This is a genomic window from Candidatus Melainabacteria bacterium RIFOXYA2_FULL_32_9, from assembly GCA_001784615.1.
Taxonomy (GTDB): domain Bacteria; phylum Cyanobacteriota; class Vampirovibrionia; order Gastranaerophilales; family UBA9579; genus UBA9579.
This window is the reverse complement of sequence record MFRQ01000058.1, coordinates 29,156-45,675: the sequence shown is the minus strand read 5'-3', so window position 1 is coordinate 45,675 and position 16,520 is coordinate 29,156. Positions and strand designations below refer to the sequence as shown.

The 16,520-nt window shown below is 34.6% G+C and carries 12 protein-coding genes (1 of these 12 cut by a window edge); 6 read left to right on the top strand and 6 right to left on the bottom strand.

Translation table 11 applies throughout. The annotated features are described in order from the left end of the window. From A2255_01450 to A2255_01440, 3 genes are all read right to left on the bottom strand, one after another. Positions 1-381: the start of a hypothetical protein gene (locus tag A2255_01450; protein ID OGI21636.1), read on the bottom strand. 1,296 nt of this gene lie to the left of the window's left edge; 381 of the gene's 1,677 nt are visible here — the first part of the coding sequence; its start codon is at positions 379-381; the stop codon falls past the left edge of the window. A gap of 117 nt (positions 382-498) precedes the next feature. Continuing rightward, positions 499-1,056, bottom strand: a complete 558-nt coding sequence (locus tag A2255_01445; GenBank protein ID OGI21635.1) for a hypothetical protein — start codon at positions 1,054-1,056, stop codon at positions 499-501. A 62-nt stretch (positions 1,057-1,118) separates the two neighbouring features. Further along, the gene (locus A2255_01440; GenBank protein OGI21634.1) at positions 1,119-3,683 is read right to left on the bottom strand and encodes a hypothetical protein; all 2,565 of its coding nucleotides are present in this window, start codon (positions 3,681-3,683) and stop codon (positions 1,119-1,121) included. 411 nt (positions 3,684-4,094) lie between these two features. On the opposite strand from A2255_01440, the gene A2255_01435 reads away from it, so the two are divergent. From A2255_01435 to A2255_01415, 5 genes are all read left to right on the top strand, one after another. After that, complete coding sequence (locus A2255_01435; GenBank protein OGI21633.1) at positions 4,095-5,201, top strand: glutamate synthase; 1,107 nt, start codon at positions 4,095-4,097, stop codon at positions 5,199-5,201. Continuing rightward, positions 5,189-6,829: a glutamate synthase gene (locus tag A2255_01430; protein OGI21632.1), complete on the top strand. Its 1,641-nt coding sequence runs from the start codon at positions 5,189-5,191 to the stop codon at positions 6,827-6,829. The genes A2255_01435 and A2255_01430 overlap by 13 nt, the downstream gene beginning before the upstream one ends. Before the next feature lie 40 nt (positions 6,830-6,869). Continuing rightward, positions 6,870-9,239 (top strand): 4Fe-4S ferredoxin, encoded by a 2,370-nt coding sequence (locus A2255_01425; protein OGI21631.1) that lies wholly within the window; start codon positions 6,870-6,872, stop codon positions 9,237-9,239. A 154-nt stretch (positions 9,240-9,393) separates the two neighbouring features. Beyond that, complete coding sequence (locus A2255_01420; protein ID OGI21630.1) at positions 9,394-10,623, top strand: argininosuccinate synthase; 1,230 nt, start codon at positions 9,394-9,396, stop codon at positions 10,621-10,623. A 152-nt stretch (positions 10,624-10,775) separates the two neighbouring features. Beyond that, positions 10,776-12,155 (top strand): argininosuccinate lyase, encoded by a 1,380-nt coding sequence (locus A2255_01415; protein OGI21629.1) that lies wholly within the window; start codon positions 10,776-10,778, stop codon positions 12,153-12,155. A gap of 3 nt (positions 12,156-12,158) precedes the next feature. On the opposite strand, the gene A2255_01410 is transcribed toward A2255_01415, so the two are convergent. From A2255_01410 to A2255_01400, 3 genes are all read right to left on the bottom strand, one after another. Continuing rightward, on the bottom strand, positions 12,159-13,136 hold the full coding sequence (locus A2255_01410; GenBank protein ID OGI21646.1) for a patatin: 978 nt from the start codon (positions 13,134-13,136) through the stop codon (positions 12,159-12,161). 318 nt (positions 13,137-13,454) lie between these two features. Next, positions 13,455-14,576 carry a hypothetical protein gene (locus A2255_01405; GenBank protein OGI21628.1) on the bottom strand — a complete coding sequence of 374 codons (1,122 nt, stop codon included), beginning with the start codon at positions 14,574-14,576 and terminating at the stop codon, positions 13,455-13,457. Between the two features lie 134 nt (positions 14,577-14,710). Further along, positions 14,711-14,980, bottom strand: a complete 270-nt coding sequence (locus A2255_01400; GenBank protein ID OGI21627.1) for a hypothetical protein — start codon at positions 14,978-14,980, stop codon at positions 14,711-14,713. Positions 14,981-15,091: 111 nt separating this feature from the next. Here A2255_01400 and A2255_01395 point away from each other — a divergent pair, with 111 nt between their 5' ends. Beyond that, complete coding sequence (locus A2255_01395; GenBank protein OGI21626.1) at positions 15,092-16,417, top strand: hypothetical protein; 1,326 nt, start codon at positions 15,092-15,094, stop codon at positions 16,415-16,417. The last annotated feature ends 103 nt before the right edge of the window (positions 16,418-16,520 follow it).

Here is a 16,520-nt window from a genome sequence, read left to right as displayed (position 1 = left end):
AATGTCCTGGTAAGATACTTCATTATCAACATTTAATTTTAAATTTTCTTTATTTGTTTTAATGGTTATTTTAGTATAACCATTATTAATATTAGAACTTATGTAGGGAACAAGCTTGATATCAACATCTTTAATATCATCAGCATATGGAGTTATATTAGGTTTTGATGTTATAGAATGATAAGTTTCCGGTAAAAATATTATGTATTCATTTTCACCCTTTTTTATCGGGCTCAATTCTATAGGGTATGGTTTTGAACTATATACTTTAATATTAACAGTGTCAGCATCAGATTTTTCAATGTTGACTTTTAAAAGCTGATTACTGTATTGGTTTTCAATAGCAAATACAGGATATTTCTTGTAATCCAAGAATCCCATACTAAACAGCATTACTAATATAAAAATATTAAATATGAAATGGTTTACTGTTCTCATTTACTCAAACCCGGACGCTAGATACTTTCTCTCTGACAAAATGGTGATATTGAATAGCTGTTAGATTAAATACTTGTTAACTTTTTTAGCAAGTTCAGTAATCCTTTTACTAACTTCTCCCTGGCTGATACCAATTTGATACGATATTTCTGCTTGATCTACACCTTTTAAATAACGAAGAATAAAGATATCCAAGTATCTTTTATTTTTTTCTTTTGAATCAATTTGCAAGATAATGTCTCTTATCGTTTTAACCTCTTCTTGCTGTATGATTCTTTCTTCAAAAGATGGAGCCGGATCCGGTATATCATATGCAATATTTTCATCTGCATCAAGTTGATACGATGAAGAAACAAATTTTTCCTGAATTCGTCGATAACCGGCTTTAGACTTTCTAAGTCTTCCAGAATTCTTCAATACTTCTAGAATGGCAGATTTTGCAATCTTGTTGAGATACATTTCAAAATTTTTAATATCCTCAAATGATGCCATAGCGCTATAAGCCCTTTTAAAGGCTTCACTGCAAAAATCATCAGCCAGATCCTCATTTCCGATGAATCTGGGACTATTCTTTACAATATTTTCTATTAAGCTACGGTGCTTTTCAGTTAGCTCCACTATAACCACCACCAAAGGTATATTTATGGCCCTTGCTTTTATCTTATCACTTTGTTATAAGATTACAAGTTTATAATTATACCTGCACTGATTTTACGCTTATTTGTCTGAATTGTAGGGAGCTTTGTATAATTAAACGTTTCTTTAATAGTTTGTAATACAATTTCATCAACTTGTCTTGATCCACTGCTGGTTTGAATTTTACTTTCCTGCACAATACCCTGTAAATCCATAACTACTTGTACTTTGATCTGGTTATTGGTTATACTTTCTGTCGCTGAGAGTAATTCTCTTGATAGCGCCATCTTCATTATTTGTCCTGTAACCATAAGATAATTCTTAAGTATTGGATCATTAGCTAAGGACAAGCCTATTTCCCAGGATATATTTGATATTTTAACCTGTTGACCCTGGCTCACAAAAGCATTCGCCAATATATCATTAATATTTCTAGTTGTAGGTTGTACCTGAGCAGAGTATTCCTGTCCTGTAATACTTGCAAGATGTTCTTTTAAGTTAGGCGTATTGGTTTCAGGAATATTACTTAAGTTTCTTTGATTACCAACAAATTGAGCTTGTTGAGAAATATTTTCAATTTCATTAGCTGTCTGAGGTTTCTGAGCCAGAGCTATACCAGCCAGCTTATCATTTAAAGCTAGTTGATTACCAATAACTAAGCCTGTACAAGTTAATACGCCAGCTGCAGTTAAAACAGAGGCTACCTTTATAAGTTGTGCCGTTTTATTGAATTTTCTTATATCAACAAGATTATCTTTCTTTTGCATTTCCTCATTATTTTTTTGCTCATCTTGTTGTTGTGATTGATGTCTAGTTATATCTGATTTATTAGCCTCTGTTTTAACTGCTTCTAAACTGTCTATTATTTCTATATCATCAATACTAGCAAGAATATCTTCGATATTTTCATCTATTTTAGCTGTTTCTTGTATAAGTTCATTAGTTTGTGTTTGTTCTAAAATATCAAATTTAGATTGTTCTTTTAAGAGCTTATATTGATACTCAAAAAGTACAGACTGTTCTAAAGGTGTTTCAAGAGTCACGGATTCAGAACTAGTTTCATCAAACGGACTTTCTTTAATAACGAGTTTTGAATCCTGAGTCTGCATTTTATTTGCAAGATTTTTGAAAACTTTTTCTTCATTATTTATCTCTAATTTTTCTTCAAGATTAGCCTCTGAGAATATTTCATTAAAAGCATCTTCCTGAACTTCATTAAGCTCTATAACAGGAAGCTCAAAGAAAACTTCATCTGATTCTTCAAGCTGAAGCTCAGGTTCAACAAAATTATCCTGATTTATACTTACAAGCCTATTTATCTGTCTAAAACATCTTGCAAATTTTCTTACAATAGTTTTTGGATTTTCAAAAACTATTTCTTTATCCTCTAGACAGTTCTCTTGATGAACGAATACCTCTGTTTGCTGATACTCCTGACTTGATTCAGCAACAGATTCACAGGAAACTTCAGCCTCATAATGTTGCTCAATATTATGTTCTTGCGTTTCTTCAACATTTTCCTGGTGTTCCTGAGGCGCTACTTCAGGTTCATTTTGCTGTGAGCCGTTTTCTAATTCTTCTAAAATCTCTTCTTCGTTATTATCTTGGTTTTCGTAATTATCATCAGCAAACTGGTTATCCTGAGAAGGGTTAAACAACATATCCAAAGCATCCTTAATTCCCGGTGATTCTATAATTGCAGGATCAGGGAATATCTGCTCGGAATCTTCAGGATTAGCAATAGATGATAACCCAATATATTGTGGTTTAATTTTATTTTCTTTTTTAGAGATATTTTTAATTGAATTGAAAAGACCTGGCTTCTGTATTTTATGATTCTTAGGCTGAGAACTTTGCAGCGAATCTGACATTTGGGGTAATGCATTTTCGTAATCTTTCAAGGTGAAATAATATAAAAGTTCTTCTTTTTTTACACAGGATATTGCTCTATTTAAATCATAAAGGGTATAAAACTCTTCTCTACAACTTTCGCAAGTTGCTAAATGCTTTATCAAAAACTCCTTATTTAATCCAGATATCGTATTATCAAGATAAGATAAAAATAAATCCTTGGCATAATTGTGATCTAAAGATAAATAAATGTAATGTTTTGGTGCTATAGTTTTTATAGCAGCCAATAAATCTAATATAGGCCTTAAGATATTTGAATCTATAAAGAAATAATTTTTGTTTCCAGATGCTGCTGTTATATCTTTAGCTTCTATAAATCCAATAAGTTCAGCTCTATCAAGCTTATTATTTACTTTAATAGCAACATAAATATCAGGAGACAGTTCATAGGCACGATGATCTTTAGGAATCCACATTTGTGGATATTTATCACCAACAATAGCCCTTACATCGATTCTTAGATTATTTTCAAGCTTGATATCCGCAATATCAAATTCATTTAAAATTAGTGGATTATTCCAGCAATTGTTAACAGTACTTACAGTAATTCTTCGTTCTCTAAGATAATTAATAAGAATATTAAGCGCAAGTAGTGATATATAGGCTCTTTTTCTGGATTTCGCACTATTCAAATAGCTAATGGCATTTTGCACATTATCTTTTTCTTTATTATTTATTCTTTTGCTTATAATCGCCATATCCCACTCTTACTTATGCGATTTTATCTATATTTAATAAGAGTGCATTTTATAAAAAAATATTCCAATTTTAATAAAAAATCATCTATTTGATGTAGATGACAAGAGTTTAAACTTAAATTTCATACTAATTTTTTAATATTATTTAATGAAGAAGTAGTGATCATAAAAACATTAGAGTACTGGTTAAAGTTTTTAAGAATTGTCAGCTTAATAAAACTAATTATTTCTTAATGAGACTTCTATTATCACTGATGAATCATGCTAAAATATATAAAATCATGTTAGAATGCAATTCAAATTATATTGGAAATTTGATATTAGTGTTCAGTATTTTATTAAATAGACATTATAAGTGAGATTAATAATATTTGGCAGAATTAGCGTACATAGAAACTGGGAGAAGTTAAGGTGTGTAGGATAGGTGCAATCAAATCTAAGGATTATATCCATCCTTCTAAAGCATTGCAGTTAATGAGATCACAGCAAAAAGGCCATGACAACTCAGGCTTTGCAATGATTATGCAGGATCTAGGCGGTATTTTTGAAAATTATAAAGGACTGCCCATTCTTTCAATGGCATGTACAAATAAAGGAACGAAAATAGCAGAAGATATTCTACATACAATAGGATTTGTCAGGGTAATGCAATGGAATCCGGATGTACATCCGTCTCCTGAACTTAATATACAACCAATGCCTAATTATGTTTTTGAGGTTTTTAATTATCCTGCAAGCTATAAGTATGCTCCTCAGGAAGAAAAAGAAGAACTATTAGTAGATACAAGATTAAGACTAAGAAGAGAACTTGAAAAAGAAGATGATGGCTATGTTTATTCCTTTTGGCCTGATGTAGTTACACTTAAAGAAATAGGTGATCCAAAAGACATAGGAACTTATTTCGGACTATGGCAGGAAGATGATGATTTTACTGCAAAAATAATTACAGCTCAGTGCAGACAAAATACAAACTATGATATAGTTCGCTATGCTGCTCATCCATTTTTCCTACAAGGATATACAGCTTTAGCTAATGGTGAAAACACCTTCTATGAAAGAAATAAATTATTCCAAAAAAGCCTGAATAAAGGTTATATAGGATTTGAGTCCGATTCTCAGTGCTTCCTTTATACATTGCACTATATCAACAAGATTTTAAAATGGCCTTTATCCTATTATAAACATACAATAACACCTCTACCTTTTGACGAAACAGAAAAAAGAGAAGATAAAGAAATACTCCTAAGAATTAAAGCATCACTGGCTCATTTAGAGATAAATGGCCCAAATACCATTATTGGGGTACTTCCTGATGGTACATTGTTTACTTGCTGCGATTCTAAAAAATTGAGACCGGTTGTAGTTGGAAGAACTGATGACACAGTTATCATTACTTCCGAGGTAACTGGCATAAATGAGGTTCTGCCTGAAAGAAACTGGGAAGAAGATATATATCCTCATGAAAGAGAAATGGTTGTAATCAATAATGATCTGAGGGTAAGCAGATGGCAACAATGAAAATTAATCAAGTCGCAGTAGATGATCTGCAGTGGAAAATAGAATATAAGTCTGACAGATGCACACTTTGTGGAAAATGCGTGGCTTCCTGTGTGTTTAAAGCAATAGAAGCAAAGGTTGAGAAAAGACGTAAAGTAGTCAGCGAAGGACTAACTCCAGAACCTAAAGTAACTTTTCAAACAATTCCAGTTATAAAACAGGTTGTTAATGCTAGCAATTATTGCAGAGGCTGCGGTATCTGCGAAAGAGTATGCCCAAATGATGCCATTAAACCTGTTAAAAACCCTTATGAAAGACATGCAATAAAATATAGAGCTACATATGGAGATTCCATTAAAAGAGGTGGCAGATCAAATATAAGTGTTGAAGGAAGAACCCTTGATAAAATAAAAGTGGGCAGAATTTCACAAATGACAGATCCTTCCCTTGATGCCCAGAGACACACTTTTGATATGCTGGCTCCCTTTGGAAGAATATTACCACCAGAACAATTACCATTTGAAGTACAAGATGGAAAATTGGCTTTGTCCAAGCAAATTTCTCCTAATAGATGGATTTATCCTATTATTATTGGTGATATGTCAATTGGTGCACTGTCCTGGAGAATGTGGGAAGCACTATCAATTGCTACAGCATATTTAAATGAGGAAGTTGGACTGCCCGTCAGAATGTGCTCCGGTGAAGGTGGTTTACCAAATAGACTATTAAGATCAAAATACTTGAAATATATGATTTTACAGATCGCGTCAGGACACTTTGGCTGGAATAGAATTATAAATGCAATGCCTGAGATGGTAGAAGACCCAGCAGGTGTACTTATAAAAATAGGACAAGGCGCAAAGCCTGGTGATGGTGGTTTATTACAAGCTAAAAAAGTTGCAAGTCACATTCAGGAAATCAGGGGTGTGCCAAAAGCTGATTTGCTAAGTCCTCCTAATCATCAGGGGCTTTATTCTATTGAAGAAAGCGTCCAAAAGATGTTTCTATCCTTTAATGCAGCGTTTAAATTTAAAGTACCTGTCGCTATTAAAGTAGCAGCAAGTTCTACAAGCGTATCAGTTTATAATAACCTATTAAGAGATCCATATAATATAGTGGGTGGTTTCTTCCTCGATGGTATTCTAGGGGGAACAGGCGCCGCTCATGAGATTTCATTAAATCATACCGGACACCCTGTAGTATCAAAACTAAGAGATTGCTATTTAGCAGCTGTGCATCAAGGAAAACAAGGACAAATTCCACTCTGGGCAGCAGGCGGTCTTGGGCAGACAGGTAATCTCGCAGGTGATGCTTTCAAAATGATATGTCTTGGCGCAAATGGTATTTTTACAGGAAAATTAATGCTGCAAATAGCAGGATGCATAGGAAATGATTTTGGTAAATGTAATGCCTGCAATACTGGCTTATGTCCTGCTGGTATATGTACACAGAATCCTGTACTAGTTAAGCGCTTAGATATAGATAAAGTTGCGGAAAATATAATTAATTACTTTGTTGCGGTGGATCAAGAGCTTAAAAAGCTGCTAGCGCCTATTGGTAATAGCTCATTACCGGTAGGAAGATCAGATGCATTAATTGCAGTAGATCAAGATGTAGCTGATAAATTACAGATTCAATATGCCTGCTAGCGGTTAAGAACTAATAAGATTTGGTTTTCTGGAGGTTTAAATGCCTGAAACTACAAAAATAAATAATCAAGAAACTGAAAATACAAAAAAGGTTAAAATAGAAGGAATTGTTGGTGGGATCAGATTATCAACTCAACAATTACTTCAAGAAATATATAAAAAATTAGAAGAAGGCTATACGGAATTTGAGATCCTTGGTTCAGGCCAACACGATATTGGCGGCCCTCTCTGGAGAAATGACAATAAGCCTTTAATATTTAAGGTTAAAAATCCCGGCCAAAGAGTTGGTTCAATGGGAATGTTAGGAACTCAAATAATTATTGAAGGTTCTGCCCCTGCTGATGTCGGTTGGTTGAATGCAGGAGCTGAAATTATTTTAAAAGGTGATGGTGGTGATACTACGGCTCATTGTGCTGCTAACGGCAAAATTTATGTTGGTGGAAGAGTTGGAACCAGATCAGGCGCATTAATGAAGCACGATCCTAAGTTTCCGGCTCCTGAGTTCTGGGTCTTGAAAAATGCCGGATCATTTAGTTTTGAGTTTATGGGCGGCGGTGTTGCTGTTGTTTGCGGTTACGGGTGTGAGACTTTAGATTCAGTTCTTGGACATAGAAGCTGTGTTGGAATGGTTGGTGGCACAGTTTATGTAAGAGGAAAAGTGCAAGATTTATCCGATGATGTATGGTTAATGGACCTGAATGATGGCGATATAGAATTTTTATCAAAAGGTCTTCCTGAATTCCTTGGAAAAGTTGAAAAGCCAGAAATTCTTCCTGAATTATTAGAATTTTCACAATGGAAAAAAATCGTAGCTAAAACTTATGAAGAACGTAATATTCGCTCTTTAATGCCAACAAAGCAGTTTAGACAAACGAAGTGGGTAGAAGGCGGGATCTTTGGAGATATTATTGAAGAAGATTACTATGTTGCTGAATTAGTTGAAACTAACAGGCTTAGAATCAGATATCCTGAATGGAGAAATTCCAATTATTCAGCTCCATGTGAATATAATTGCCCAATAGGTATTCCTACGCAAAAGAGAATTGCTCTTTTAAGAGATGGTAATATTGCTGAAGCACTAAGATTAGTACTAGATTATAGCCCATTTCCTGCCTCAGTATGTGGACAGGTTTGTCCTAATTTATGTATAGATGAATGTAATAGAAAATATATAGATGTCCCTGTTAAAACAGCTGAATTAGGTCTGTTAAGTAAAGACATAAAAATTGAAGCTCCTAAAAAAGAACAGGATAAGAAAGTTGCTGTTATAGGTTCTGGTGCAGCAGGTATTGGTGCAGCTTGGCACTTAAGAAGATTAGGCTATCAAGTTGAATTATTCGAAGAAGATAAAGTAATTGGCGGTAAATTAAGACAGGTAATTCCTGAAGAAAGACTAAACCGTGAAATTCTTAATACCGAACTTGAAAGAATAAAAAACATTGGAGTGAAAATAAAAACCAACTCTAAAATGGACCAGGTTTTATTTGGTGAACTTGAGAAAAATTATGATGCAGTGGTTGTAGCTGTTGGCGCACACAAACCAGTCGTAATACCTTTTGAAGGACACGAAAGACTTATTAAAGGACTGGATTTCTTAAAAGCCATTAACAATGGTGAGAAACCTAAAGTTGGTAATAAAGTTGTTGTAATAGGTGCAGGTAATGCTGCTATGGATGTGGTAATCGGTGCCTATCAATTGGGGGCTAAAGAGGTTACCTCTATAGATATTCAGAAACCAGCGGCTTTCCAACAAGAAATTGAACACGTTGAAAAGCTTGGCGCTAAAATCCTTTGGCCATGTTTTACAGATAAAGTAAGTGAAAAAGGTGTTCATCTCAAAGATGGTACACTTTTAGAAGCTGACACTGTGATAATCTCAGTTGGTGACAGACCTGATTTAGCATTCTTAAGCACTGAATATATGGATGAAACAGGCAGAGCCAGAATAAATGAATTTATGCAATCTGAAGCAAATGAAAAAGTCTTCATACCGGGTGATGCTGTAAAACTTGGACTTTTCACAAATGCAATCGCAGATGGCAGGAAAGTTGCTTTAAATATTGATAGAATGTTGTCAGTGCTTCCTTTAGATAACTTTGAAAAAGCCCCTATGATACCAAAAGATAGGGTGAAAACAGAATTTTATCAACCGATACATCCACAAAGTGTGTCTAAAATGGATACTGAAGAAGAAGCAAATCGTTGTATGAGTTGTGGATTCTGTAGAGACTGTAAATTCTGTCAGGATGTATGTCCTGAGCAAGCAATAACAAGAAGAGAGTATCCTGATAAATCTTTTGAATACTATAGTGACCCTGAGAAATGCATAGGATGTGGTATTTGTGCTGGAGTTTGTCCTTGCGGAGTCTGGACTATGCTCGATAATCTAAGCACCTACGAGGAAGCTTAATTAATGAATTATTCGGTTATAAATCTCTTAAAACAGGTACTTTCTCTACGTCACTGTTCGGCCTTAAAATTGACATGGCCTCAAGGTTCCTACGAGAAAATACCTGTTTATTACTGTACCTATTTAATAAAATAACATTGTAGGAGAATATAATATGAAAAAGAAGGTTGTTTTAGCGTATTCAGGCGGATTAGATACAACTGTTATTATCCCATGGCTACAAGAAAACTACGATTACGACGTAATAGCTGTTTGCATTGACTTAGGTCAAGGCAGTGAAACAGAAGGACTGGAAGAGAAAGCCCTCTCAACAGGGGCATGCAAGTATTATATTAAAGATGTTGCGGAAGAATTTGTAACGGACTATGTCTGGCCTAATTTAAAAGCTGGTGCCATTTATGAAAATAAGTATTTATTAGGTACATCAATGGCAAGACCTTTAATTGCTAAATGTCTTGTTGATATAGCCTTACAAGAAGGTGCTGTAGCAATTTGTCACGGAGCTACAGGCAAAGGAAATGATCAGGTTAGATTTGAGCTTACAATAAAGGCACTGGCTCCACATCTTGAAATTATTGCTCCATGGAGAATTTGGGACATAAAATCCCGTGAAGATGCGGTTGCTTATCTTGAACAAAGAGGAATTCCTGCTCCGGTAAAAAAAGGTGAAAGCTATAGTAGAGATAGAAACTTATGGCATCTTAGCCATGAAGGGCTCGAATTAGAAGACCCAGGCATGGAGCCAAATTATAACAGGCTTCTTCAACTATCAATTACACCAGAACAAGCTCCTGACACACCAACTTATGTTGAAATAGAGTTTAATCAAGGCATCCCTGTTAAACTTGATGGAGAAACACTGAGTGCAGCTCAAATAATTGCTCAATTAAACGAAATTGGTGGTAAGAATGGTATTGGTATAGTTGATATCCTTGAAAACCGCGTTGTTGGTATGAAATCAAGAGGCGTATATGAGACTCCCGGTGGGGCAATTCTATACTATGCCCACGAAGAATTAGAACATATGTGCCTTGATAAGCAGACATTTGCTTATAAACAAATGATTGCAATCAAGTTTGCTGAATTAACTTATAGTGGAGAATGGTTCACTCCTTTAAGAGAAGCATTGTCAGCTTTTGTAGATTCAACTCAGCAAACAGTTACAGGTACAGTTAAACTGAAATTATACAAAGGAAATATTATTCCAGCAGGAGCTACATCTCCATATTCTTTATATAATGAAAGCCTGGCAAGTTTTACAACAGGTGAATTATATAATCATAAAGATGCAGAAGGATTCATTAACCTGTTTGGCCTACCATTAAAGGTCAGAGCTTTAATGCAGCAGCAGGCTAATGCCAATCAGCCTTGCGGGAAAGTATAAAGATAGAATCTGAGTAGAGAGATATTACTTTCGTCGCTGATGCAGCTAAAAATGATCGCTGCATAGGCTCCTTCAGTAACATCTCTCTACATAAAGAAAATACATCTGCTAATATGTACATAGAGAATAAAATACTTGTAAGGAGATAAAGGATGAAACTGTGGGGCGGGCGTTTTGAAAAGTCTACTGATGTAATGGTAGATGATTTCAATTCTTCTATTTTCTTTGATCAGAGGCTTTATAAACAGGATATAGAAGGCAGTATTGCACACGTAAATATGCTTGGGAAGCAGGGAATTATTCCTGTTGAAGATGCTGAATTAATTAAAAAGACGCTTAAAGAAATTCTAGCTGACATAGAAGCTGGAAAAGTCGAATTTGATATTGCAGCTGAAGATATTCATATGAATGTTGAGACAATTCTTATTTCCCGAATAGGAGATGTAGGCAAAAAACTTCATACTGGCCGCAGCAGAAATGATCAGGTAGCGCTGGATATGAGAATGTACGTAAAAGAAGAAATTCAAACTATCAGGTCAATGATCTATAAATTACAATTTGCACTGACAGCTTTTGCTAAAAAGCACACAGAAACTATTATGCCAGGTTATACACATTTACAAAAAGCCCAGCCCATCACACTTGCTCATCATTTAATGGCATATTTTGAAATGTTGAAACGTGACAGAGAACGTTTACTGGAAACTTATAACCGTACAAACATCATGCCTCTGGGTTCAGGAGCTTTAGCTGCTACTACTTACCCTCTAGACCGTTATGCAGTAGCAAAAGAACTTGGTTTTGCCGATATTACCCATAATAGCCTTGATGGGGTTTCAGATCGCGATTTCTGCATTGAATTAATGAGTGATTTATCTATATTAATGATGCATTTAAGCCGTTTTTGCGAAGAAATAATACTCTGGAGTTCACTTGAATTCGCTTTTGTAGAGTTAGATGATGCATACAGCACAGGAAGCAGCATCATGCCACAAAAGAAAAATCCTGACGTGGCTGAATTGGTTCGTGGAAAATCAGGCCGTGTATATGGCAGCTTAATCGCGCTTTTAACAACAATGAAATCTCTTCCTCTTGCTTATAATAAAGACATGCAAGAAGACAAAGAACCAACATTTGATGCTATAGACACAGTGAAAATGTGCTTACCAGTCTTCACTGCAATGATAGAAACGATGAAAGTCAGAAAAGAAAATATGTATGAGTCTGCTCAGGGTGGATTTACAAATGCAACAGATGCTGCTGATTATATGGTCAAAAAGGGTCTGCCTTTTAGAGATGCTCATGAAGTAATTGGTAAATTAGTACTTTACTGTATTCAAAACAATAAAGCTCTTGATGAATTAACTTTAGATGAGTTTAAAACATTCTCACCTATTTTTGATCAGGATGTCTATAAGGCCATATCTCTGGAAGAATGTGTAAATAGAAGAAATGTTATTGGCGGTCCTTCAAAAGAAATAATGGAAGAAGTCATTGCCAAAAGCGAAGAATATTTAAAACAAAACGCTTAAAGTCTATTCAGTTAAGGTTTTACATAAATTGTTGATGGTTTCATCATTTTCATAAATAAATTGTTCTGCAAGTGCCCTTAATGCCCCTAAATTTTGAGGGCTGGCATTGTCAATCGCTTCATTATTGGGATTAAGAATTACATTAAAGCGATAATAGCGTTTTTGTCCATTTATATCTGGTAACAAACATCCTAACTGATAATCTACAGTATCTGCAACTCCATGTCCTGATATGTCCAACACTTTTCTAGTCCAATCCGACCGTTTCCATTTTTTTGCATCTTCATAAAGCCATGTTTTACTTGGATTGCCTGTTCCAAGTGAAATTACCAGAAAATCTTTAGCATCAGGATACATTTTTTTAGCTTCAGCTAAAGCACATAAAGCAGGATTATTAGCATAAACTCCACCATCAACCAATACAAGATAATCTGAATCTGCTATATTTAGCTTTAAAGGATCAAAATAAGTAGGTGCAGCGGAGCCTGCATAAGCTACATCTTTCATAAGAAAATCATATATTGGATTTTCTTTTGCTTTCTTGCTGTTAAAGAAAAACACCTTACGCTTTTCAATATCATAAGCAGGGATAAGAACTTCAGCTAAAGCATCCGAAAGCTTATTAGAATTATAGAGATCTTCAAAAACCTTATATAAAAACTTTTTAGGATATTTTTCACTTATTATTCCTAACTTTTGAAGATTCTTAAGAACAAATGAAAGAGCCCGAAAAGCTTTTGGAAAAGCAAACTGCCCTTTTAATTCATATAAACGGGCTATTTCTTCAGCTTTATACGCAGGATTATTATTTTCATCGGGGGTTACAAGTCCTAAAGCTAAAATACCACCTGTTGAAGCACCTGCGACAAGATCAAAAAGATCAGCAACCGGTTTTTGGGTTCTTTTCTCTATTTCCGCCAGTATTAAAGCAGGAATTAAGCCTTTAATACCCCCACCATCTATTGATAAAATTTTAATCATCTTTGACATAAAAATAGTATAACTTTTAATAATAATGCAGTAAAGCTGGTAAACTGATCGAAATATTATGGTAAATGTTTCAGATAAATTATCTCCGTCGGGTGCTAACGCACGAACTTATGTCATCAATCATTCCAACAATACCACTTAAATTATTCCAGTCAGGACTATTACTTTGACCAATAAATTATGGAGATGGGAATGTTTTCGTAGGAGCCTTGAAAACTCGAAGAGTTTGAACAGCGACGGAGAAAATATTCCCATCGAAATTATTCGGTCAATCCACTAGTAACAGAAAATTTTCATCAAAACATAAAACTACTCTTCCAAATCCATACCTGATTCCGGCCACTGGGAAATGGTTACAGATTTTCCTAACATCTTTCCTTCTTTTAAAATTTGAAGATTTATTGTTGAATTTATTGGCATTGCTCTAATGATTGTTTGAAGCTCTTTTGGACTGGTAACCACTTTACCATTCACTCTCTGAATTATATCTCCTTGTTCAAGACCTGCTTTATCTGCTGGACTATTGGGAATGATTTCACCAACTACTATCCCTTTTGTATTTAAAGATACACCTAAACTCTTTGCCAATTCTGGATTTAAAGGAGACATAGCTAACCCAACCCATGGACGTGGAATTGTTTTTCCTGCTATAAGCTGACTTGAGATTTCTCTTGCAACGTTTATTGGAATAGCAAAGCCTATTCCCTGTGCTCTTCCAACAATAGCTGTATTAATCCCAACAACTTCGCCATTAATATTTACAAGGGGTCCTCCAGAGTTACCTGGATTAATCGCAGCATCTGTCTGAATAAAATCTACATTAGAAATAGGTACTTCTCTACTTACTGCACTTATAATTCCTAATGTTACTGTATTACTGAAACCCAGTGGACTACCAATTGCAATAACCCAGTCTCCGGGTCTAGTTGCAACACTATTACCTAACTTTGCAGGCTTTAATCCTTTTGCATCAATTTTTATAACAGCAATATCGCTAAATTTATCTTTTCCAACTACTTTTGCAGTGTATTCTTTATCATCTTCTGTAGTTACTTTAATTGTTTTAGCATCTTCGATAACGTGATAGTTAGTTAAAATAAATCCATCTGATGAAATAACGGTTCCTGAAGCATCACCAGTGACTTTTCTCTTCTTTGGAACAGCCTTAGGCGTTACTCCAAAAAACTTCTCAAAAAATTCCTCATTAAAAGGAAGCCCTTTAAAATCAAATTCTACTACTTCTTCATTCTCAGTCTCAATACTTACTACAGATGGCTCCATAATTTCAGCAATATTTGCAATTCTATCAGAGCTTATATAAACCCCATTAGTTGGTATAGGAGCTGCAATAACTGGAATAAACTGAAAAACAAGAAAATTTAAGATAAAAGTAAGATTTAAAACAAATACCTTGATATTTTTGATTTCCATAAGCCCTATCACTCCTCCCGCTTCTCAAAATCTACTTTTAACGTATAAAATAAGTCAAAAACAAAGTTAATCAACATTCAGAGTAAATCTTATGAAATAATCAATTAATATGATATTAGCTATCGTGGCTAACCTTATATTTTATTTAAAAGCATCAATATGCCAATAGTTATAAAGGCAACAGCTGCTATTTTATTCATATAAAAAGTCGGAATATATTGACCGATAAACTTACCCGCCAAAGCTCCTATTAATGTAACAGTGACCAGAGCCAGAGATGCACCTATAAAAACAGATAAAGTTGAACCTTTTGCTGCAAGATTTATAGTAGCAAGCTGAGTTTTATCTCCCATTTCTGCCACAAATACCAATAAAAAAGTCTGAATTAATAAACTAAAATCCATTTTATTCTCCAATCTTAGCTCTTATAGAGATAAGCTTTTTACAAAAGTTGTATTAATATACAAGATTTAGTATATTGAAAAAGAAATTTCAAGTGTAAGGGGAAAAATATTTTGTGGGATTTAATAGTAGTTGGAGGCGGAGCTTCCGGGGTTGCAGCAGCTATTTCAGCTGCAAGACAAAAATGTAAAACTCTGTTAATAGAAAAAATGGGATTCTTAGGTGGAACTTCTACGGCAGCTCTTGTTACACCAATGATGAGGAATATGATCAGCAATGATCAAAATCTTACAAATGGAATATATTTAGAAGTCCTAGAAAGACTTAGAGAAACCGGGCATGCTGCGACTCACACAGATGGAAATCCGGGATGGTTTGATCCTGAGATGATGAAATGTGTTTTAGATGACTTATGTGAAGAATCAGGAGTAGAAGTCTTATTTGATACTACAGTAACTAACGTAAAAACACAGAATGATTTACTAATATCTGTTATTTGCTTAAATAAATCAGGATTTAGTGAACTTAAAGCAAAGTATTTCATAGATACTACAGGAGATGCAGATGTTGCAGCACTTGCAGGCGTTCCTTTTGAACTTGGAGATTCCGATAAAACCTACCATTATACTTTTTTAGAAGAAGACGATCATCGACACCAAGCTTTAAGCTTAAGATTTATAATGACTAATGTTGATATTGAGGCTTTGGGTGACTGGTTGAAAGAGGTCGACCCTGATTCAGGAATTTCCTCTGTGGTTCAGGATAAAAAAGGACAAATATTACTAACAACAGCTCATACCTGGGAAGATAAAGACTGGAAATTAAGACCATATTTTAATCAAGCAGTAAAAGATGGCGTATTAAAACCCGAAGATGGAGCATATTTTCAAATTTTTTCCATTCCAGGACAAAAAAATGCTATAGCCTTTAATTGTCCAAGAATTTACTCAGAAAAAAATCTTAATCCTCTTAACATGTGGGATATAAGTTATGCTCAGAAAATGGGCAGAAAACAAATTAGAAGAATTGCTGAATTTTGTAAGATATATCTGATTGGGTTTAAAGAAGCTTATATAAGTCAGATTGCACCACAACTTGGCATTAGAGATTCAAGAAGAATTGAAGGTATTTATAAATTAACAGAAGAAGATATTTTTAACGCTAAAAAATTCAATAATCCGGCGGCAAAATCAAATTACCCGGTAGATATTCACTCTACTGAAAAAGGGAAAAGTGAATTGAAGTTTCTCCCTGAAAGTGAATATTATGAAATACCGGTTGAATCTCTTATGACTCAACAATACACTAATTTACTTGTCGCAGGAAGACCCATATCAGCCACTTTTAGAGCTGAAGCATCATTAAGAATACAGCCTAACTGCTGGGCATTAGGTGAAACTGCCGGAAATCTTGCTTCAGAAAAAATCATAAAGGAGTAAACATATGGGTGATAAAATCACCTAACTTAAGTTAACGCTTGATGACATTGAAGCATACAGACTTAACTTATAATTATCAATTAACTATGGAGCACTACTAATT

Excerpts from the sequence above, each read along its gene's own strand:
- A2255_01420 (OGI21630.1), top strand. The coding sequence starts at position 9,394 with ATGAAAAAGAAGGTTGTTTTAGCGTATTCAGGCGGATTAGATACAACT.
- A2255_01410 (OGI21646.1), bottom strand. The coding sequence starts at position 13,136 with ATGATTAAAATTTTATCAATAGATGGTGGGGGTATTAAAGGCTTAATT.
- A2255_01425 (OGI21631.1), top strand. The coding sequence starts at position 6,870 with ATGCCTGAAACTACAAAAATAAATAATCAAGAAACTGAAAATACAAAA.
- A2255_01440 (OGI21634.1), bottom strand. The coding sequence starts at position 3,683 with ATGGCGATTATAAGCAAAAGAATAAATAATAAAGAAAAAGATAATGTG.
- A2255_01405 (OGI21628.1), bottom strand. The coding sequence starts at position 14,576 with ATGGAAATCAAAAATATCAAGGTATTTGTTTTAAATCTTACTTTTATC.
- A2255_01430 (OGI21632.1), top strand. The coding sequence starts at position 5,189 with ATGGCAACAATGAAAATTAATCAAGTCGCAGTAGATGATCTGCAGTGG.
- A2255_01400 (OGI21627.1), bottom strand. The coding sequence starts at position 14,980 with ATGGATTTTAGTTTATTAATTCAGACTTTTTTATTGGTATTTGTGGCA.
- A2255_01415 (OGI21629.1), top strand. The coding sequence starts at position 10,776 with ATGAAACTGTGGGGCGGGCGTTTTGAAAAGTCTACTGATGTAATGGTA.